Annotated in this window: 11 protein-coding genes; 5 read left to right on the top strand and 6 right to left on the bottom strand. The window is 40.6% G+C overall.

All coding sequences use genetic code 11. The features are described 5' to 3' along the window. Positions 1 to 4: 4 nt before the first annotated feature. From ZA05_RS06870 to ZA05_RS06850, 5 genes are all read right to left on the bottom strand, one after another. Positions 5 to 2,119 (bottom strand): glycoside hydrolase family 97 protein, encoded by a 2,115-nt coding sequence (locus ZA05_RS06870; RefSeq protein WP_053990935.1) that lies wholly within the window; start codon positions 2,117 to 2,119, stop codon positions 5 to 7. Between the two features lie 48 nt (positions 2,120 to 2,167). Then, positions 2,168 to 4,477 carry a glycoside hydrolase family 65 protein gene (locus tag ZA05_RS06865; protein WP_053990934.1) on the bottom strand — a complete coding sequence of 770 codons (2,310 nt, stop codon included), beginning with the start codon at positions 4,475 to 4,477 and terminating at the stop codon, positions 2,168 to 2,170. 84 nt (positions 4,478 to 4,561) lie between these two features. Next, positions 4,562 to 5,218, bottom strand: coding sequence for a beta-phosphoglucomutase (pgmB, locus tag ZA05_RS06860; protein WP_053990933.1), 657 nt, complete (start codon positions 5,216 to 5,218; stop codon positions 4,562 to 4,564). Then, on the bottom strand, positions 5,211 to 6,560 hold the full coding sequence (locus tag ZA05_RS06855) for an MFS transporter (RefSeq protein WP_053990932.1): 1,350 nt from the start codon (positions 6,558 to 6,560) through the stop codon (positions 5,211 to 5,213). The genes pgmB and ZA05_RS06855 overlap by 8 nt, the downstream gene beginning before the upstream one ends. Before the next feature lie 133 nt (positions 6,561 to 6,693). Next, positions 6,694 to 7,734 carry a LacI family DNA-binding transcriptional regulator gene (locus ZA05_RS06850; RefSeq protein WP_053991048.1) on the bottom strand — a complete coding sequence of 347 codons (1,041 nt, stop codon included), beginning with the start codon at positions 7,732 to 7,734 and terminating at the stop codon, positions 6,694 to 6,696. 229 nt (positions 7,735 to 7,963) lie between these two features. On the opposite strand from ZA05_RS06850, the gene ZA05_RS06845 reads away from it, so the two are divergent. From ZA05_RS06845 to ZA05_RS06825, 5 genes are read left to right on the top strand one after another with little or no spacing between them, the layout of a single operon-like run. Continuing rightward, the gene (locus tag ZA05_RS06845; RefSeq protein ID WP_053990931.1) at positions 7,964 to 10,924 is read left to right on the top strand and encodes a TonB-dependent receptor; all 2,961 of its coding nucleotides are present in this window, start codon (positions 7,964 to 7,966) and stop codon (positions 10,922 to 10,924) included. A gap of 12 nt (positions 10,925 to 10,936) precedes the next feature. Next, positions 10,937 to 12,517 carry a RagB/SusD family nutrient uptake outer membrane protein gene (locus ZA05_RS06840; RefSeq protein WP_053990930.1) on the top strand — a complete coding sequence of 527 codons (1,581 nt, stop codon included), beginning with the start codon at positions 10,937 to 10,939 and terminating at the stop codon, positions 12,515 to 12,517. Between the two features lie 12 nt (positions 12,518 to 12,529). Continuing rightward, the gene (locus ZA05_RS06835) at positions 12,530 to 13,585 is read left to right on the top strand and encodes a SusE domain-containing protein (RefSeq protein ID WP_053991047.1); all 1,056 of its coding nucleotides are present in this window, start codon (positions 12,530 to 12,532) and stop codon (positions 13,583 to 13,585) included. A 6-nt stretch (positions 13,586 to 13,591) separates the two neighbouring features. Beyond that, complete coding sequence (locus ZA05_RS06830) at positions 13,592 to 15,403, top strand: SusE domain-containing protein (protein ID WP_053990929.1); 1,812 nt, start codon at positions 13,592 to 13,594, stop codon at positions 15,401 to 15,403. A 55-nt stretch (positions 15,404 to 15,458) separates the two neighbouring features. After that, entirely contained in the window at positions 15,459 to 18,356 is a 2,898-nt protein-coding gene (locus tag ZA05_RS06825) for an alpha-amylase family glycosyl hydrolase (RefSeq protein ID WP_053990928.1), read from the top strand. Between the two features lie 62 nt (positions 18,357 to 18,418). Here ZA05_RS06825 and ZA05_RS06820 read toward each other — a convergent pair whose 3' ends face one another. Further along, positions 18,419 to 21,010 (bottom strand): hypothetical protein, encoded by a 2,592-nt coding sequence (locus tag ZA05_RS06820; RefSeq protein ID WP_053990927.1) that lies wholly within the window; start codon positions 21,008 to 21,010, stop codon positions 18,419 to 18,421. Positions 21,011 to 21,012: the final 2 nt, after the last annotated feature.

Raw genomic sequence — 21,012 nt, 5'->3', positions numbered from 1 at the left:
ATTCTTATTTAATCTCTGTTATACTAATGGCAAAACCTCCTCCTGGAGCAGAATACTGCGACAATTTAGATTTACTGGTCACTTTTTTTGTCTTAATCGTGTAAGCCTGTGGGTTGGTTTTGTAATGAGCATTCTTGGCATCGGCATAAATAGTGGCCAAATATTTTTTTCCATCTTCCAGAAAATCCAGTTTGATGTCAGCTGTTCTGCCGTCCACACCGTTTACATTTCCAACAAACCAACTGCTACCCCCTTTTTCTTTTCTTGCAATGGTGATGTACTCTCCAGGCTCAGCCTCCAAATACACACTTTTCTCCCAATCTATAGCCACGTCTTTTATAAATTGAAAAGCATCCATAAACTGCTTATAATGTTCTGGTAAATCGGCCGCCATTTGCAACGGACTGTACATAGTTACATACAATGCCAATTGGTTAGCAATAGTACTGTTGACATGTGATTGGTTGGCAGGATTAAGCTTACTGATATCCATTTCAAAAATACCAGGGGTATAATCCATCGGTCCTCCAATTAAACGCGTGAATGGTAAAATGGTCACATGGTTAGGTTTTGAACCTCCAAAAGCTTGGTATTCGGTTCCTCTTGCCGATTCGTTCCCAATTAAATTAGGCCATGTTCTGCAAACACCAGTTGGTCGTACTGCCTCATGAGCATTGATCATGATTTTATGTTCGGCTGCCTGCTCTAAAGCATATTGATAGTGGTTAACAATCCACTGGTTATAGTGGTTTTCGCCTCTTGGCAAAATATCTCCCACATAGCCACTTTTTACGGCAGTATACCCATGGTCGTTCATAAATTGATATGCCTGTTCCAAATGGCGCTCGTAGTTACGAACCGATCCTGAGGTTTCATGGTGCATAACCATTTCAACTCCTTTTGATTTGGCATATTGGTGAATGCCTTCCACATCAAAATCTGGATATGGGGTTACAAAATCGAAGACATAATCCTTCGACTTTCCAAACCAATCTTCCCAACCTTCGTTCCAACCTTCTACCAAAACAGCATCAAAACCATGCTCGGCAGCAAAATCAATATAATCTTTAACATGCTTCGTGTTGGCGGCATGAGTTCCATTAGGCGTTGCTTTGGAAAAATCGGTTACGCCCAACTGTACTGCAGGGTAATCATTGGTGTAGGACCAAGAACTTTTACCCGTAATCATTTCCCACCAAACACCAATGTATTTCACGGGCTTAATCCATGAGGTATCCTCAATTTCACAAGGATCATTCAAGTTCAAGGTAATTCTTGACGCCAAAATATCCCTAGCATCATCGCTTACCATCACCGTACGCCAAGGCGTATTACAAGGGGCCTGCATATAGCCTTTGTCCCCATTGGCATCTGGCGTTAACCAAGATTCAAACACCAAGTTTTTGTCATCCAAATTCAAGTGCATACAGGAATAATTGATCAAGGCCGCTTCATGGATGTTGATATACAAACCGTCATCGGTTTTCATCATCAAAGCTGTTTGCACGCCTGTTTTAGAAAACTGTTCCTGTGAAGCGTTTCCTGTTACAGCTGCATCAAACTTTCCTCTAATTTCAGACAATCTCGATTTGGTATAATCGTATTCCTGGGTATCATAATCTCCAGGAATCCAAAGCGCGGTATGGTCTCCTGCCATTGCAAATTGGGTACGTTCTTCCTTGATAACGAAATACACCAAATTTGGCTGCGATGGAAATTCATATCGAAAGCCCAAGCCCTCATCAAACAAACGAAAACGGATGCGCATGGTGCGATCCGTTTCGGTTTGCTTTAGAGTTACCGCCAATTCATTATAATGGTTTCTAATGGTTTGTTCTTCACCCCAAACAGGTGTCCAATTTTCGTCAAAAGTTGCTGTTTCGGTATTTACAATTTCAAAGCCATTCAACAAGGATGCTTTATCATCCTTGAGCTCCAAGCCCAAACTACTTGGTTTTACAACAGCCTTGTTTTTGTAGGACAATTGATAGGTTGGCGTGCCGTTCTGTTTTAACGAAAATTCCATTTCCAAGGCCCCATTTGGCGATTGGAGCACCTGGGCCCAAATGCCCTGAATGGCCAAAAACAACACTAAAAATAATATACTAACTCTCTTCATCTTTTTTCCTTTAATACCGATTCTTTACTTTTTATTCCAAACTCTGGGCTATCCCAAAGTCGCCGTAGTTCCTTTTGTTACTGTAATTAATTGGTCATTCACCAAAATGTCCAAAGTTTCACCCGTTTCCAATTCAAAGCTCGTTTGCTTTTGGGACACATTCACTTTCAAAATGTGATGTCTGAAGTTTACTTTGAAAGAATAACTGGTCCATTCCTTTGGAATTTTCGGTTCGAAGAACAACTTGTCTTCCTTCACGCGCATTCCTCCGAAACCTTCTACAATACTCATCCAAGTCCCTGCCATGGACGTAATGTGAAGTCCTTCGTGCACTTCTTTATTATAATCGTCCAAATCCAGACGTGAGGTTCTCAAATAAAAGGTATAAGCCATTTCCATTTGATCCAATTTTGCAGCCTGAATGCTATGCACACATGGCGACAAAGAACTTTCGTGAACCGTAAAAGGCTCGTAGAAATTAAAATGACGTTCTAATTCTTCTGTAGAAAAATGGTCTTCAAAAAAGTAGAACCCTTGTAAGGTGTCGGCTTGTTTGATATAAGGTGAACGCAAGATGCGGTCCCAAGACCATTTTTGGTTGATTGGACGCTCGGATTTATCCAAATCGGCAACCGTAATCAATTCCTTATCCAAAAAGCCATCCTGTTGCAAATACACTTGATGCTCTTCGGAATATGGGAAATACATATTGCTAGACACATCTTTCCACGCTTTTAGTTCCTCAGCTCCCAATTGGACTTTGTCCATGATTCTGGAATAATCTTCGGCATAATCGCTTTTTACTTTTTCAATGTTTTCCAAAGCATAATTGATACACCATTGCGCAATGTAATTGGTGTAGAAATTATTGTTGACATTGTTTTCGTATTCATTCGGACCTGTTACGCCCAAGATGACATATTTATTTTTTGCTGTTGAAAAGGTCGCACGTTGATGCCAAAAACGGGCAATCCCAATCAATACCTCCAAGCCTTTTTCTGGAATATAACTGTAATCGCCAGTATATCTGTAGTAGTTAAAAATGGCAAATGCAATGGCTCCGTTACGGTGAATTTCCTCAAAAGTGATTTCCCACTCATTGTGGCATTCCTCTCCATTCATGGTTACCATAGGATACAAAGCCGCTCCATTTGAAAAGCCTAATTTTTCAGCATTTTCAATGGCTTTATCCAAATGATGGTAACGGTATTCCAACAAGCTTCTTGCCACATTTTGATCTTTGGTAGCCATGTAGAACGGGATACAATAAGCTTCGGTATCCCAATAGGTACTACCGCCATATTTTTCACCGGTAAATCCTTTTGGTCCAATATTCAATCGTGCATCCTTTCCTAAATAAGTGTGGTTCAATTGCAAAATATTGAAACGGATTCCCTGCTGTGCTTTTACATCGCCTTCTATGGTGATGTCGGCCATAGCCCAAATATTGGCCCAAGCCTCCTTTTGTTTTGCCAACAAACCTTCAAACCCTAAGTTATAGGCCTCTTGCAAAGCACTTTTGGCCGCCGCAATTAAATGGGTTTTATCGTGATTTCTATCGACCACATAACCTCCCATTTTGTTGATAGTAAAGGTGTCATTTGCCTTTACATCTGAAGTGTATTCAAAACTGATTCTGGTATCGTTTTGAGAAATGTTTGGGTTTAAAGCAAGTGCTTTACCATTTACCAAACATTGCGATTCCATAAACGTACAGGTATGGAATTGCGTTTTCATGGTATGGGCCTCTATGAAGGCCTGCACGCCATTGTGGGTGATATTGGTAATGTTCCAAAACTTGTCATCCCAATTGGAATCTTCGTTGGTGATTCCTGCATCTAAATAAGGTTCAAAAACAATAGTAACATCCTTATTGAGTGGTGTCACCGAATAATTGATGGCGCCCAATTCATCTAAATCAAGACTTAAAAACCTTTTGGATACCACCTGCACTTCCACTCCATTTGGAAGTGTTGCCGTAAAGGATCTAGACAACCAACCTTCTTTCATGTTCAGTTCCCTAACAAAATCCTTAACTTCTGTACAAAGGTGTAAATCCAAAGCCTCGCCATCTACATACACATTAATCCCTATCCAATTGGGAGCATTCAATACTTTGGCAAAATACTCTGGATAACCATTTTTCCACCAGCCCACACGGGTTTTATCAGGATAATAAACCCCAGCGATATAGCTGCCCTGGAATGTTGGACCGGAGTACTGCTCTTCAAAGTTGGCACGTTGGCCCATGGCTCCATTTCCAATACTAAATAAACTCTCTGAGGATTTAATGCGATCTGGCTCAAACCCTTCCTCAATAATGGACCAATTGTCTGGTTTTATATAATCTTGATTCATCGTTTTCTAGATAAAAGAACAAAGAAAATAGACCGCTTCGCTACTAGGCTTACAAACAGCATTTCTCTGTTATATTTTAATTTTCTATTTATTAATAAGCTCTTTTATAAAATCTGTTGAGATTTCTGTAAAATCATTAAATACATAATCGGCATCTCCCAATACCGTTTTATCTCCTATGCCAATGGCAATCATTTGGGCAGCCTTGGCCGCCTCGATTCCTGCCGACGCATCTTCAAACACTATGCAGTGTTTAGGTTCTATTCCAAGCGCTTCCGCCCCTTTCAAAAACACTTCCGGATTAGGTTTTCCTTTTACCACATGGTTACCATCCACAATTTGATCGAACTTTGAAAGCAAATCGACCTTTTCCAAAATAACCGTGGCATTTTTACTGGCCGATCCCAAGGCAACTCCCTGTTTGTTCTCTATTAGGTAATTGAGAACTTTAGGAACGTCCGGTAGAATTTCTGAAGCGTTCATCTGCTCGATGTAGTTCAGGTAATCGGTGTTTTTGGAATCCATAAGTTCCTTGAATTCTGCTTCGGAAACTGTTTTGTTGCCCCAAGCCAATATCTTTTCCAACGATTTTACACGACTCACACCTTTGAGTTGTTCGTTTTGTGTTTCGGTAAAATCCACGCCAATGCTATTGGCCAACTTTTTCCAAGCCAAAAAATGGTATTTTGCAGTGTCTACAATTACACCATCTAGGTCGAAAATAAATCCTTTCTTATTCATTTGCTGTTTCTATTATTTCATCCACATCCTTTACTCTTCTCACTAAAAGTGCCGCAATTAAAAAGCTCACTCCACTAGTTACCAAAGCCAACATGGCATTTTCGTTGTAAAAATATTTTACGATTGGTCCGCCAATAAAGGCATTAATAATTTGAGGGATTACGATAAAGAAGTTGAAAATCCCCATATACACTCCCATTTTTCTAGCAGGAATGGACCCCGCCAAAATAGCATACGGCATTGCGAGGATACTAGCCCAAGCAATTCCTACCGCTACCATTGATAAAATCAACCAATATTGATTTGGAGAGAAATACATGGATATTAAACCAATACCTCCAATAATCAATGATATCACGTGGGTTCGTTTTCTACCAATTCTTGCCGCTATAACGGGTAAAAAGAAGGCAAAAATTGCAGAAACCAAATTGTACACTCCAAATAGCACACCTACCCAATCACCCGCATTTTGATACGTTTCACTATGTGTATCGCTTACAGGTAATCCATAAATATGATGCGCTAAAGCTGGGGTGGAAAACACCCACATTCCAAAAAGACCAAACCAAGAGAAGAATTGCACCCAAGCCAATTGCCTCATGGTCTCAGGCATTTTAGCAAAGTCGGTGAAAATATCCATCAAACTGGATTTTTCATCTTCGGGTATTTCTTCTTGATCTGACATTTGAGCCAACTCTTCAGGCGAATATTCTTTGGTCCTAAAAACCGTAACAAGAACACTTATCACCAAAATAGCGGCTCCTATCCCAAAGGAAAGTAATAAATTAAGAGGCACGCCACCATCCTCCCCAGAATTGGAAACTCCGAAAAAGTTAGTAAGCACATAAGGTAACCATGAACCAACCACAGCACCTATACCTATTAAAACTGTTTGAATACTGAACCCTAAGGTTCTTTGATCTGTTCGTAGATTGTCTGCAACCAAGGCGCGAAACGGCTCCATGGCCACATTGAAAGAAGCATCCATGATCATCAACATTCCGGCACCTACCCAAATGGCAGGCATAAATGCAGTGAACATATCTGCATTAGGCATGAACACCAACCCAAGTGCAGCCAGCAAAGCCCCTACCAGAAAATAAGGTCGCCTTCGGCCCAATCGAGTCCAGGTCTTGTCGCTGTAGTGCCCAATGATTGGTTGAACAATTAATCCGGTAAGAGGTGCCACAATCCAAAACCAGGACAAATGATGTACATCTGCTCCGAAAATTTGTAAAATTCTACTGGCATTGGCATTTTGAAGGGCAAACCCCATTTGAATTCCGAGAAACCCAAAACTCATGTTCCAGATTTCCCAAAAGCCTAATACACGCTTTTTCATTTAAATAGTACATTTTAATTGATACTATTTTGATAAGCGTTAACTTATCAAAACTTATAGGTGAGAAGTGAAAATATAAGTTTTGATCGGGTGTAAAGATAATAAAAAGATCGTTACCTAGGTGTTAACTTTTTTATTTGGTGGATTCGCGTTCTATCAATTCGGTTTCCAAAACCACGGTTTGATAGCGCTCTTCCTCGGTTTCGCCTTCCAATTTATCTATTAAAAGTTCCGCCGCTTTCTCCCCTATTTGCAGGGCATGCTGGCTTACGGTGGTCAGGCCTGGAGTGGCGTGTTTGGACAGTACGCCATCGGTAAACCCTATCACCTGAAGGTCTTCTGGAATATTCTTATTCAAGCGTCTTGCCACTTTCATTGCCGTAAGCGCATAGAGTTCATTCACCGCAAAAATGCCATCCAATTCTGGATTGTCTTTGAACAGATATTCTATTTCCCTTTCCAATTCTTCCAAATGATCTTCGGTATCCAACTCTTCTACAATTTTCAATATCAACCCAGATTCCGGTTCAAACTTATGCTCTTCCAAGGCTTCCAAATACCCTTGGGTCCTTAAACGTCCTACACTTACATAATCCTTGGTAGTAATAATTGCAATATGCCTGCAACCATTGGCTATCAATTTTTTCACGGCGTTTTTGGAGCCTTGTAAATCATCCACGATTACCTTGTCGCAATCCACTTCATTAACCACCCTATCAAACATAACAATGGGCATTCCTTGAGCAATAGTTTCCTTAAAATGGTGATAATCCTGCTGCATTAAAGTTTCTTTAGAAATGGAAAGAATGAATCCATCAATACTCCCATTGGCCAACATTTCCATATTGATAACTTCTTTGTCGAAGGACTCGTTGGACAACCCCACAATAACATTGTAACCTCGCTTGTTAGCCACCTTTTCAATCCCCATAATGACCTTGGAAAAAAAGTGGTGCACAATCTCCGGAATAATAATCCCAATGGTCTTGGTTTTCCTGTTTTTTAAACTTAGGGCAATATTGTTTGGTTTATAGTTATAGAGTTTCGCAAACGCCTGAATTTTTTCACGCGTATCCTCACTAATTTCCTTACTGTTTCTAAGGGCTTTAGACACGGTTCCAATGGAAACCTCCAACTCTTTCGCAATCTGTTTTAGCGTAACCTTTCTCTTCATAAATTTTTCTTTTCCGGCAATAAATATACTTCTAAATTGATAATCTGTTAAATTCTTGGTCCGATATTCATTTATTTCATATTTTGAGCTAAAGTTTTCAACACGAAAACGTTTGCGCAACCCCTATAAAATGGATATCAGAAAAATTGACATAAAATTTACCTAGTTTTATCATTGAGAAGTGAAAATATAACTAAATAAAGTTAACAAACTAATTCAAAAGAATTGTATGAAAACAACGCTAAATTACTTATTATTCCTGTGTTGCATGCTGCCTTCATTCCTATTTGCGCAGACCCAACTATCAGGGGTAGTAACGGAAGAATCTTCATCCTTGCCACTACCTGGGGTAAATGTCATTATTAAGGGCACCTCCACAGGGACGGCAACCGATTTTGATGGAAATTACCAATTGAATGTCGACAATGGAGACGTCATTGTATTTTCCTATGTAGGGTACATTACCCAAGAAATCACTTTTACAGGGCAAAGCACCATAAACGTTAGTATGGTTGAGGATGCCGCCAAATTGGATGAAGTTGTAATTATTGGTTACGGTGCTGTGAAAAAGGATGACCTTACAGGAACAGCAGATATGGTAACCACTGAAGACTTTAACAAAGGTCCTATTGTCTCTGCCCAACAGTTAATTACTGGTAAGGTAGCAGGGGTATCCATCACATCTGGTAGTGGCGCTCCTGGTGAAGGACAAAATATCCTCATTAGAGGTACGGGATCCTTAACGATTAGCAGCAGCCCTCTTATTGTAATAGATGGTATTCCTATTAACAATGATGCTGTTGGTGGAGCAAGAAACCCATTGAACCTTGTAAACCCTAACGACATCGAAAGCATGGTAGTTCTTAAAGATGCTTCCGCAACGGCCATTTATGGTTCCAGAGGGGGTAATGGGGTAATTATGATTACCACCAAAAAAGGTAAGGACAATGAGTTTAAATTTAACTTAAGCTCATCTACCACCCACCATACCTCGACTGCTAGAGTAGATGTATTGGATGCAGATGAATTTAGGGAAGTAGTTGCCAACAACCCTCGTACCAATGAGGACACCCTGGCTTTGTTAGGGGATCAAGATACCGATTGGCAAGATGAAATTTACAACAATGCCTTTGGTCAAGACCACAACTTTAGTGCCTATGGAAGCGCTTGGGGAGTGCCAATGAGAGCCTCTCTAGGGTATTCTGATCATGACGGTATCCTTAGAAGGGATAACTTCAAGAGAACAACGGGAGCCCTGAGCTTAACTCCTAAATTATTGGATGATCACCTAAAGATTGAATTGAATGCCAAGGGGCAGTATACTGAAAACTTTTTTGCAAACAGAGGCGCTATTGGATCAGCGAATGTATACGATCCAACTCAGCCAGTATACGATGCCAACTCTCAATACGGAGGTTATTTTGATTGGACCGATGCCAGTGGAACGCATATTAGTTTAGCTCCTACCAATCCAGTTGCATTGTTAAACCTGGTTGACGACACTTCGGAAGTAAGACGTTTCCTTGGGAATGCAAAAATTGACTATAAGCTACATTTTTTCCCAGACATCACAGCTACAGTTAACCTAGGTCTGGATAAATCCAGTAGTAATGGTAGAACGGTAACTTCAAACCTTATTCCTACAACAGATCAGGATGTAATGGATAGAGATGAATATTCAAGAAATTCATATTCTCAATCTCGTACCGACCAATTGTTTGATGCATACTTAACTTATAATTCTTCTTTTGATGATGACGCCCACAACTTAAATGTAGTTGCAGGATACTCCTATCAATCGTTTGAATTTGATGGCTATTCATATAGCAGTCTAGATGAATTAAATGCCATTGCCAACCCAGACAGTGACATTCAGTTTGAGTATATAGACAAGAGCAAAAGCGTATTGTTATCTTATTTTGGTAGATTGAACTACGACTATAAAGGACGTTATTTATTAACGGCTACCTTTAGAGCTGATGCCTCTTCCAAACTTAACTCAAAAGATCGTTGGGGTTATTTCCCTTCTGCCGCTTTGGCGTGGAATATCAAAAACGAAGAGTTTTTACAAGATAGCGAGGCCTTAAGCACCTTGAAATTAAGAGTAGGATTTGGTACCGTAGGTAACACCAATGGATTAGGTGATTATTTATACCTTACACGCTATACCCGAAGTAACTCACTTGCGGCCTATCAGTTTGGAGGCACCTATTACCCTACTTACAGACCAGAGGCCATCAATGATAACCTTCAATGGGAAATTAGCCAAACTACCAACATTGGTTTGGATTATGGATTCCTTAACAGTCGAATCTCTGGATCATTTAATGCCTATATCAGAAAAACAAATGACCTGATTGCAACCTCTACGGTTGACCCATTTACCAACTTCTCCAACAGAATTGACGCTAACATTGGGGACATGGAAAATAAAGGTATCGAATTTGATGTAACGGTAATCCCTGTACAAACCGAAGACTTTGAATGGTCTGTAAACTATAATGTTTCTGTAAATGACAACGAAGTTACCAACATGCCAGACCAACAGTTTGTAGGAGGTATTTCGGGAGGTGTTGGTAACAACATCCAAACCCACGTTGAAGGAGAAACACCTTATAGCTTCTTGGTATTCCAACAAATTTACGACGAAGATGGTAAACCAATTGAAGGGGCATTTGTAGACAGAAACGGTGACAATGTTATTAATGATGCCGATAAATTCATCTACAAAGATCCTTATGCAGATGTATTGATGGGATTGAACACCAATGTATATTACAAAAACTGGGATCTTTCTGTACAAACAAGAGCAAGCATCGGTAACTATGCCTATAACAACGTAGCTTCCGGAAATGCATATCTTAATAATGTAGTGCCTTCAAGTAACAATTATTTGAGTAACATCCATTCTGAATATTTGAACTCAGGATTCCAACAGATTACAGACAACACTTTGTTAAGTAACTACTTTATCCAGGACGCGTCATTCTTCAGAATAGACAACATTACTTTAGGACACACCCTAAACCACGCTATCAAGGATACTACGATCAGACTTTACGGTTCTGTTCAAAACGTAGCAGTCTTTACAGATTATGACGGTTTAGACCCTGAAATTAGTGGAGGTATTGACAACAGTTTTTACCCAAGACCAAGATCCTTTGTGTTCGGTGTTAATATTGACTTTTAAAAAATTGTAACAATGAAAAATATCTTAAATAAAATATCATACGCCTTTATAGCCCTGGCCTTGGTGGGATGCCACAGTGATTTGGACCAATCTCCCATAGACCCAGATAGCTTTACGGAAGAGGATGTATACGCCAATGTTGAAGATGCCAAAAGTGCTCTCGCAAAATTATATGCCGGATTTGCGGTGACGGGACAGCAAGGTCCTGCTGGAAATCCCGATTTAGATCCAGATGACATCGATGAAGGGTTCTCACAATTCACCAGAACCTTGTTCTACTTGAACGAATTGACCACAGACCACGCCGTATTAGGTTGGGGTGATGCTGGTGTTGCAGACATGCACGGGATGTACTGGACAGACAGTAACGACTTTACCAATGCGATGTACAACCGCTTGGGTCAAGAAGTGTCTTTCTGTAACTCATTCATTCAAAATGCAGGACAATTATCCGATCCGGAAGCACAAACCTTCATTGCGGAGGCTCGTTTCCTTAGAGCTTATGCTTACTATAACTTAATGGATTTGTATGGTAATGTTCCTATCCAAGTTACGGTTGCCACTACTTTACCTTCCCAAAACACTAGAGAAGAAGTCTTCAATTTTGTAGAAGCCGAATTATTGGAAGTAAAAGATTTGTTACCTGCCAGTGGAGGCAATGAATATGGCCGTGTAGACCAAGTAGCCGCTTGGGCTTTGTTGAGCAGATTATACCTGAATGCAGAAGTATATACGGGTCAAAACCGCTATAACGACTGTATCACCTATTGTAACGAAGTCATGAATTCGTCTTACTCCCTTAACATGAGTGACGGGAACGGAAACGGAACAGCTTATGACGAATTGTTCTTGGCAGACAACGACAGTAACGGCGCTCAAAACGAGTTCATCTTCGCCTTGAATTTTGACGGTGTACAAACCCAAACCTATGGAGGAACAACTTTCTTGGTGCATGCACAAATTGGAGGCTCTATGGTTCCTGCAGATTATGGTGTAGACAGTGGTTGGGCCGGTTTAAGAACTACCAGTAGCTTGGTAAACAATTTTGAAGAGGGCGATATGAGAGCCATGTTCTATACCGACGGACAATCTTTGGAAATTGAGGACATCTCGCAATTCAGTAATGGGTATGCGGTAACCAAATTCAAAAATATCGATACTAACGGTAACCCTGGAGTTGGTTCTGGTCAAGATTTAAGAACCGACAACGATTTGCCATTGATTCGTTTGGCAGAAATCTATCTTACCTACGCTGAAGCAACTTTAAGAGGAGGCAATGGAGATATGAGCACGGCGGTTCAAAAAATCAACGAAATAAGATCAAGAGCCTTTGAAGGAAACTCTGGAAACATTACTTCCAGCAACCTTACTTTGGACTTTGTTTTGAACGAAAGATCTAGAGAATTGTACTGGGAGTTGTTAAGACGTACCGATTTAATCCGTTACAACCAGTTTACTACCGGTAGCTATTTATGGCCTTGGAAAGGAGATCAACCTAACGGAATCTCTGTAGATTCTTACAGAAACCTATTCCCGATTCCTAACAATAACTTAGCGACCAATCCTAACCTTACCCAAAACCCAGGATACTAAAAACAGATGAAAATGAAACAGCTTATAAATTATTGTTTAATCGTGGCTACCATGTTTTTCGTTGCTTGTAGCAACGATGACGGCCACGGTGACTTCCAGATTTCCGAAGGGACTTTTGGAGACATTTTGACACCAAACGATGGACAGTCCTATACCTTAAATCCGTTTGAAAACCAAACCAACACAGCCATTACGATTACTTGGGAAAGTGCCGATTATGGTGTGCCAACCCAAATAAGCTATATCGTAGAAGCGGCACAAAGCGGTACCGATTTTGAAGAACCTGTTGTGATAGGAACCACTAGTTCTAATGTACTGTCTTTGGACATTGCAACCTTCAACGGATATGCAGTAGGAGCTGGACTGCTTCCTTTTACTGAAGGAACTTTGGATATTAGAGTAAAATCAACCATTGGGAACCAAAGTGATATGCCACTTTATTCCAATGCCATTACAGTATCCGTAACACCTTTCACTACGGCATTGCCTAAATTGGCAGTTCCTGGAAACCACCAAGGTTGGGATCCTCCAACAGCACCGCTTTTAGCATCTTCTGCCTTTGGAGAAACCGATTACGAAGGGTATGTTTGGCTAGATGGAGGTTACAAATTCTTGGCTCCTGACGCGGCCGGTGCCTTCCAATGGGGGAACACCGATTGGGGAGACGACGGTAGCTTTACGGGAATTCTTGTTGCCGATGACGAGACCGATTGTACTGCCACTGCTGGCTATTACTTTGTAGAAGCCAATACTGGGGAGCTTACCTATGCCACAACTGCCACAAATTGGGGTATCATTGGTGAAGCCACTCCTACAGGATGGGATTCGGACACTGATTTAGTCTACAATAGTTCTACTAGAACTTTGGAAATAGACATTGATCTTGAACCTGGTCCATTTAAGTTTAGAGCAAACAATGAGTGGTCTATTGAATTGGGATCCTTTAACGATGATGGCTTCCTTCAGGCTGGAGGAGATCTTACTTTCGATGGTCCTGCAGGGAATTACCATGTGGTTTTAGACCTATCTAACCCAAGGGAATACACTTATTCTCTAATCCAAAACTAATTTAAGATGAAACATTTATTAAAAATATTTTCTGCTTTTGCACTACTGCTTGTAGCTGTAAATTGTAACAATTCCGATGATTTCACCTTCATCGATCCCGCCGAAAGTTTCAAGATTGTTTCTCCAAATGAAAATGCAACTTTGCTTTTGGATGGAGCTAACAATCAAAATGTGGCGCTTACTTTGGTTTGGCAGGACAACATTTCTGGAGCCGACAATTACACGGTTGAAATGGCTGCCGATGAAGAATTTACAGCACCCTTAACCTTAGGAACTTCTACGTCTCTTTCATTTTCAATGACTGTTGGAGAACTTAACGCTATTCTATTGGACAATAACATTCAGGCCTTTGAAGAGTCTGATGTGTTTTTTAGAATTCTAGGAGGAGATGATATTTCAGAAGTGCTAAAAATGAAGATTAGCTCTTACCCTGAAAACAATCCTGTAATTACCAGTCCAGATAGTTCATTTGAAATAGTACTTACGGATATTTCCGAAGATGAGATTGCCACAACAATAGAATGGAACGACCCTGACTTTTCAGAGAACACTTCGGCAACCATCAACTATTATGTTGAAGGGGCCATTGCAGGAACCGATTTCGCAACTGTAGAAACCTTAGGGACTACCGAGGACTCCATGTTAGAAATGACCTATGGTGAATTGAATGAGGTAGCCCTAAACTTAGGTATTGAACCAGAAACAGCTGGATCAATGGATATTAGAATCCGCTCGGTAATTGATACTGCTGCAGGAGATTTAGAGCGTATTTCAAATGTTATTACCATTACCGTTACAACTTATGAAACTGCACTTCTACCTGTAATCTACGGTGTTGGTGCTGGGATTACAACCGCTGGTTGGGGATGGGATTCTCCTGCAGAATTCCTACTTCAAGGAAGTGTATACTCTGGAAACGTAATGTTATCTCCTGATAATGGCGGTAACTTTAGATTCTTTGGACAACAAGATTGGGGCCCAATTAGCTTTAACTATCCTTGGTATGAGTCAAGAGGGTTTACCATTGACGAAAACTTGGTAAATGCCAATGACGGTGACAGCAATTTCCAATTTGTGGGAACGGAAGGAGAGTATTTCCTTGAGATTGACATGGAAAACAAGACCATTACTTTAGGCCCTCCTGTAGTTGGCCCTAACTGTGAGTTCGACCAATTGTGGTTGGTAGGTGCTGGTGTTCCTGACGCAGGTTGGGGATGGGATACACCAGTTGCATTACCATGTACTGGAAACGGCGTGTATTCTGGAAATGTAAACTTCAGCAATGATGCCTTTAGATTCTTTACTGTAGAAGGAGATTGGGGATCTGGATTGAACTATCCATATTACGAAGGTGCAGGTTACACCATCGACAGCAACTTTACGAATGCTAATGATGGTGACAGCAACTTCAGTTTTACAGGAACGCCTGGAGAGTATTACTTAAGTGTAGATACCATCAATAAAACCATTACTTTGGGTGATGCGCAAATTGAGTGCGAATATGAAACCCTTTGGATTGTTGGTGCAGGAGTGCCTGACGCAGGTTGGGGATGGGATACACCGGTAGCCTTCCCTTGTACGGGAGCCGGAGTATATTCTGCAGAAGTAACGTTTACAAACGATGCCTTCAGATTCTTCACGGTAAATGCCGATTGGGGGTCTGGATTGAATTATCCATATTATGAAGGAGAAGGTTACACCATCGATGCCAACTTTGCAAATGCCAATGATGGCGATAGTAATTTCAGTTTTGTAGGAACCCCTGGGACGTATACGCTCACCATGGACACCGTCAACAAAACCATAACCCTTCAATAAGAAGTTTTACAAATGGGCTATGAGAAATCATAGCCCATTTTAATATAAAATAGCTATGAAACACACATTACTCTCATTACTGTTTTTTTCATTATATGTCTTCTCATATGGGCAAACACAAAGCGACGTTAGCTTTGACATTAGCCCTTCTCCATTTGAGGAAACCGATGAAATTACAATAACAGTCTCCAATTTGGATGTCGACATATGGGGCAGTACCAATGGAGCAGACCTATACCTTTGGACCTGGTATTTCGACACCAATGGCAATCAAGCAGGAGATTCCCCCACCAATGGCGATTGGAGTAATTCCAACGAAGCTCAAAAATTCACCAACAATGGTGATGGCACCTACTCATTCACTATGACACCAACCGAGCTGTATCAAGATACAAGCATTGGTCAAATAGGAATGCTGGTTAAAAGCGACGATGGTAGCCAACAATCTCAAGATGAATTATACTATGTAGGTGCTGTAACGGTCGTTTTTAACAGTCCAAATTACAACCCTGTGATTGTGGAATCTGGAGGCAACCTATCCATTAGTGCCTATATGCAATCAGCTGGAACCACCCAAGTAGGCGCATTTGAAGTCCTTTACAACAATGTCACTGTAGCTACAGGGCAAGGATTTCCTACCTATAGCACGACGTTGACCAATGTAACAGAATCTGGAACTGTAACAGTTATCGGCACGCCTTCAGGCTCCACAGAATCTGGGCAATCTTCTTTTGAAATCATTATCGCCAGCTCGGTAGTGGAAGCTCTTCCAGAAGGCATGGAAAACGGCATCAATTACGATTCCGAAGATGCCACTAAAGCAACTTTAGTTTTAGATGCTCCAAACAAAGATTTTGTATATGTAGCAGGAAGCTTTAACGATTGGAATCCCTATTCAAGCACCTATTTAATGAAGAAGGACGCATCCTCTTCCAAATTTTGGATAGAACTGAACGGTCTAACTTCTGGTGAAATTTATACCTATCAATACTGGACCTATACCAATTCGCCGGCAACCAATTCGCCAAGTGAAGTAAAAACAGCCGATCCATTTTCAACCTTGGTATTATCACCTTGGGATGACCCTTATATTCCGGAAGCAACCTACCCTAACCTTCCTGAATATCCAGCTGAGCAAAGTTATGAAGTAACGGTATTGCAAACGGCCCAACCAGCATACAATTGGCAGGTGACCAACTTCACAAAACCTAAAAAAGAAGACTTGGTAATTTATGAAGTCTTGATTCGTGATTTTGACAGCGACAGAAACTTTCAAGATATTATTGACAAGATTGACTATTTCAAAGATTTAAATGTAAATGCCATCCAGCTGATGCCTGTGATGGAATTTGAGGGTAATGAAAGCTGGGGCTACAACACATCTTTCCACATGGCTTTGGATAAGTTTTATGGCACCGAAGCTAAATTGAAAGAACTCATCGATACCTGCCACCAAAATGGCATTGCTGTAATTTTGGACATCGCATTAAACCATGCCTTTGGAAGAAACCCGATGGTGCGTATGTGGTCAGACAATTCAGGGAACATCAACTCCGACAACCCTTATTTCAACCAAACACCTGCACACTCTTATAATGTGGGATCCGATTTTAACCATCAAGAGGAACGCACTCAATACTACTCAGAGCGTGTTGTGGAACATTGGATTGAAGAATTTAAAATTGACGGTATCAGATGGGACCTTACCAAAGGATTCACTCAAAATTGCGCTAACAACGAAGGCTGTACTAATGATTATAATGCCGATCGTGTTGCCATACTTAAAGAGTATGCCGACTTCAGTTGGGACTTGGACTCCAATCATTATGTCATCTTTGAACACCTAGGAACCGATTGGGATGCAAATAACGATGGACAGACCTCTTTGGATGAAGAAATAGAATGGGCCAACTACCGCATCGGTGAAGGAAAGGGGATTATGTTGTGGGGGAACTTGAATCACCAATACAACGAATTAACCATGGGCTACACTGGCGACATCACTTCTATGGGACATGTTTCCAGAGGCTTTGATCAACCAAGATTGGTAGGTTATGCCGAAAGCCACGATGAAGAGCGTTTGATGTTTAAAAACCTTGAATACGGAAACTCCAATGGCAGCTACAATGTTACTGAGCTCAACACGGCCTTAGAGCGTATGTCAGCACTTGGTGCTGTGAGTTTAACCATTCCTGGACCTAAAATGATTTGGCATTTTGGAGAATTGGGCATGGAGAATTCCATTTATACCTGTAATGATGGTTCGGTAAATTTACCGGATAATGATAGTGATGGTACAGGCGATTGTAAATTGGACACCAAACCGCAACCACAATGGGCCAACAATTGGCTTGGCGATGCTAACCGAAGCCAAATTTATGAGGACTGGGCACGTATCAATGCCTTGAAAATCCAAGAAGACGTATTTGAAGGCAACTACACCATTGAATCAGGAAACTTAACGCCGAAAATTTATATTTGGGATGATACCCTTCCTTCTACTGAATTGAAAAATGTGGTCATCTTGGCCAATTTCGATGTGGTAGCACAAAACATGGCGCCTAACTTCCCGTATACAGGGACTTGGTACGATTTAATGGATAATACAGGCAACACAACTATGGAAGTAAGTAGTACAACAGCCACGATTAATATGGCGCCGGGAACCTTTAAAATCTATGGAAACTTGGCTGCAACCTTGAGTATTGAAGATCATGTTTTATCTCAAGGAATTAAAGTATACCCTAACCCAACCAACAACAGTTTCCAAATCAATAAAGCCACCACTCAGGTAGCGATTTATGATATCACAGGGAAATTGGTAAAATCATTTTCAGGTGACTTCCAACAAGGCTATGGATTTGATATTTCGAACCTGATGCCAAGTATTTATATGGTAAAACTAAAAAATGAAGAAGGGCAAACAGCTACTTCTAAATTGATAAAACTATAATTTTATTTGAGTTTTTTTGTTTTTAAGTTTGAGTGAAAGCTTCTCCTTGCGGGAAGCTTTTTCTATTCCAAACGCACACTCACCATTCCAAAACCATGAGGCTTCTGCAATTGGTTTTCTGGAATTCCGGGGCCAATAGAGAATTGAAGACTCTCTACTTTGTTGATATCGAATTCTGTAGAGATTTTATGCTCCAAATAGTAAGGCAAAAAGCTAGGATACGGCCTTGGAAGCGTTACCGTTTTAACGGGTTTCAACTCTGAAAGCGTTAAAGTATAATCACCCATTTCGGGTTCCAAAGTCAACATACATCCATAACTAGAGCCACCTTCCATTACAAAGGCAATTTGCAAAGGCAACGGTTTATCTGTCAACGATCTCCCTTTAAAAACCAAAGTCGTTTTATCCTTTAAGCTAGACCCTCTGCCTTCAATTTTGTCAATGATAAAGTGTTTAAAACTGTAATCGTAAATAGGTGCCGCATTTTTGTTTTCGGAATCTTCAACAAACAATTGCTCCAAGTTCATTTGGCACTCCGATTGTCCATTCTCTTCTGTTGGCATCAATTTAAAACCCTTGCGCCAAGGGCGAACCAAATCATTGGTATCCTCTTCCGCATCAAACAAATAAATAGGATTGCTTTCAGGGACTACTTTAACCACATAATCTTCGGTATCATAAAAATCCCAATCTGAAAATTTGCCTTCCATATCGGCGGGATAGGACCTAAAAGTATCATCACTTTTCACTACAATATTGTAATGCACAAAACCAATCTGCAGATATTCTGCAGGTAAGGTTGCTGTATATCTATACCCTTGTGTATTTTTAAAATCCACCTGAAAACGCCCTTTTGAAGAATATCCTTGCAGTTGAATGCTTTCTGGCTTGTTTGGTGCTACATACTGCACTTGCAATGGCAATGGGGTATTTTCAGTCACTTCCTTTATAGGTTCATGTGTCAACCATGGTTTATCAACCGTAGTTTTAGGCGCATAAAAATCGTTGAGTTTATTGGTTTTAAAAGCATCATTAGCAGACCAAGTTTTTTTGGTACCTTTTTTACTAAGGATATAAGTTCCCGGTTGAATTGAAAATACTTTACCAGTTACCTGAGACTGAAAACCATTCCCTTCATTAATAGCTTCAATCGAAAATCCTTCACCTAAATCCTTTAAATCAACAGACATTGAATGGGTTCCCCAATTGATAACTGCCACGGTCTTCTTCGGGCTGTTTTTACCAAAAGGATCATCCACCCAAATAGCATCCGGTTGTACTTCCAAGCGCCAAACACCCTTAGAAAGCTTATCCAAAAAATAAGCCCCTTGCCCATCATATGCCACTAAAGGTGAACTGCCAAAACCGGCTATCTCTTCCAATTTTTTAAGATTTTTGGGAGTGGATGAAGTCGTATTCGTGTAGAAGAACTTTTCTTCGGCATTATACTCGGCCAAATCTGTTTTGTAATCTATTTTGAAATTGCCAAACGATGTATTTTCTGGATACTTTCCAAATTCGGCATACAAAGGAATTTCATGAAACACTTCCGCACAAATCTTTAAGGCCAAAGCCTTGGAAGGTGTATAATTCAAATTCATATAATGCGTATTATACTCGGTATTGGCATAAGCCAAATACGTCGGGTCGTACGCAAAATGGGTCCCTATTTGCATCCCAGCACTTCTAAAACTTCGAGCCATAGCAGGATACACATAGGACTTCCCAACATCGGCCACATCGAATTCATAGACCAATTTAGCGCCGTGATGTTTTTTAATCACCTCATCAAATGGCATGTCATAATCATTGACATTGGGCAGTACATTCCCAGAAAGTTCCTTACCATAGCCAAGCCCCGTAGGATACCATTGGAAAGTTCCTCCCTGTGCTCCCCCTTCAAAATAAGCATCCATAAAATGAACGGCATGGCTCATATTATAGAAGACAGGTTTCTGCATTCCTGTTTTCCGCATCGCTTCTACCATGCCCTTCACAAAAGCCGTCACCTCTGAAGCCGTACCTTGATGGTGCGGTTCATTACTCACTTCAAAAGCAATGATATTAGGCTCATCCTTATAAGCTACTCCCGTATAAGAATTCACATGATTTAAAAACTGAAAGAGGTAATTTTGCTGTGCTTTTATGGCTTCTGGATTGGTCAAGCAATCTGCTTTTCCATATCTGTGCGAAAACCCGGGAGTATCGCCATCAGGTTCTGGCCAACCATCTCCCCAAAACGCTATGGGCGTAATGACATAGTTAATGTTGTGAAACTTTAGTTGGTTCAACAAATAATCAAAAGTCTCTAAATATTCATTCTCCAAAAGATTCCCTTGAACATCACTTATTTGTGTGTCCCAAACATGAATTCGGTACAAATCGAAACCTAAGCGGGTAAAATGGTAAATGTCACTATCGATGGCCTTTTTGGGATCAATTCCCATACGTTTGGCCGAACGATAAGCATGAGCAAAAGGGACTGTATAATTAACACCAAAACCAAACACTTCTTCCTTGGTGGATTCCCATCGCATCACCCCATTACCATCAATAACCACATTTCTTTTTTGGGAGGTTTCCTGCGCCAAAGACCACTGAAACACACCCAAACACAATGCCATTACCAATGGAATAATTCCATTTACTTTCATAT

The sequence above is a fragment of the Mangrovimonas sp. TPBH4 genome (assembly GCF_001280505.1).
Lineage (GTDB): Bacteria > Bacteroidota > Bacteroidia > Flavobacteriales > Flavobacteriaceae > Mangrovimonas_A.
Note: the sequence above shows the minus strand (reverse complement) of the source record. Positions and strands in the feature narration are given on the sequence as shown.

What these genes read in the sequence shown, in the direction of transcription:
- ZA05_RS06840 (WP_053990930.1), top strand. Translation starts at nt 10,937, where the DNA reads ATGAAAAATATCTTAAATAAAATATCATACGCCTTTATAGCCCTGGCC.
- ZA05_RS06825 (WP_053990928.1), top strand. Translation starts at nt 15,459, where the DNA reads ATGAAACACACATTACTCTCATTACTGTTTTTTTCATTATATGTCTTC.
- ZA05_RS06855 (WP_053990932.1), bottom strand. Translation starts at nt 6,560, where the DNA reads ATGAAAAAGCGTGTATTAGGCTTTTGGGAAATCTGGAACATGAGTTTT.
- ZA05_RS06845 (WP_053990931.1), top strand. Translation starts at nt 7,964, where the DNA reads ATGAAAACAACGCTAAATTACTTATTATTCCTGTGTTGCATGCTGCCT.
- ZA05_RS06865 (WP_053990934.1), bottom strand. Translation starts at nt 4,477, where the DNA reads ATGAATCAAGATTATATAAAACCAGACAATTGGTCCATTATTGAGGAA.
- ZA05_RS06870 (WP_053990935.1), bottom strand. Translation starts at nt 2,119, where the DNA reads ATGAAGAGAGTTAGTATATTATTTTTAGTGTTGTTTTTGGCCATTCAG.
- pgmB (WP_053990933.1), bottom strand. Translation starts at nt 5,218, where the DNA reads ATGAATAAGAAAGGATTTATTTTCGACCTAGATGGTGTAATTGTAGAC.
- ZA05_RS06830 (WP_053990929.1), top strand. Translation starts at nt 13,592, where the DNA reads ATGAAACATTTATTAAAAATATTTTCTGCTTTTGCACTACTGCTTGTA.
- ZA05_RS06820 (WP_053990927.1), bottom strand. Translation starts at nt 21,010, where the DNA reads ATGAAAGTAAATGGAATTATTCCATTGGTAATGGCATTGTGTTTGGGT.
- ZA05_RS06835 (WP_053991047.1), top strand. Translation starts at nt 12,530, where the DNA reads ATGAAACAGCTTATAAATTATTGTTTAATCGTGGCTACCATGTTTTTC.
- ZA05_RS06850 (WP_053991048.1), bottom strand. Translation starts at nt 7,734, where the DNA reads ATGAAGAGAAAGGTTACGCTAAAACAGATTGCGAAAGAGTTGGAGGTT.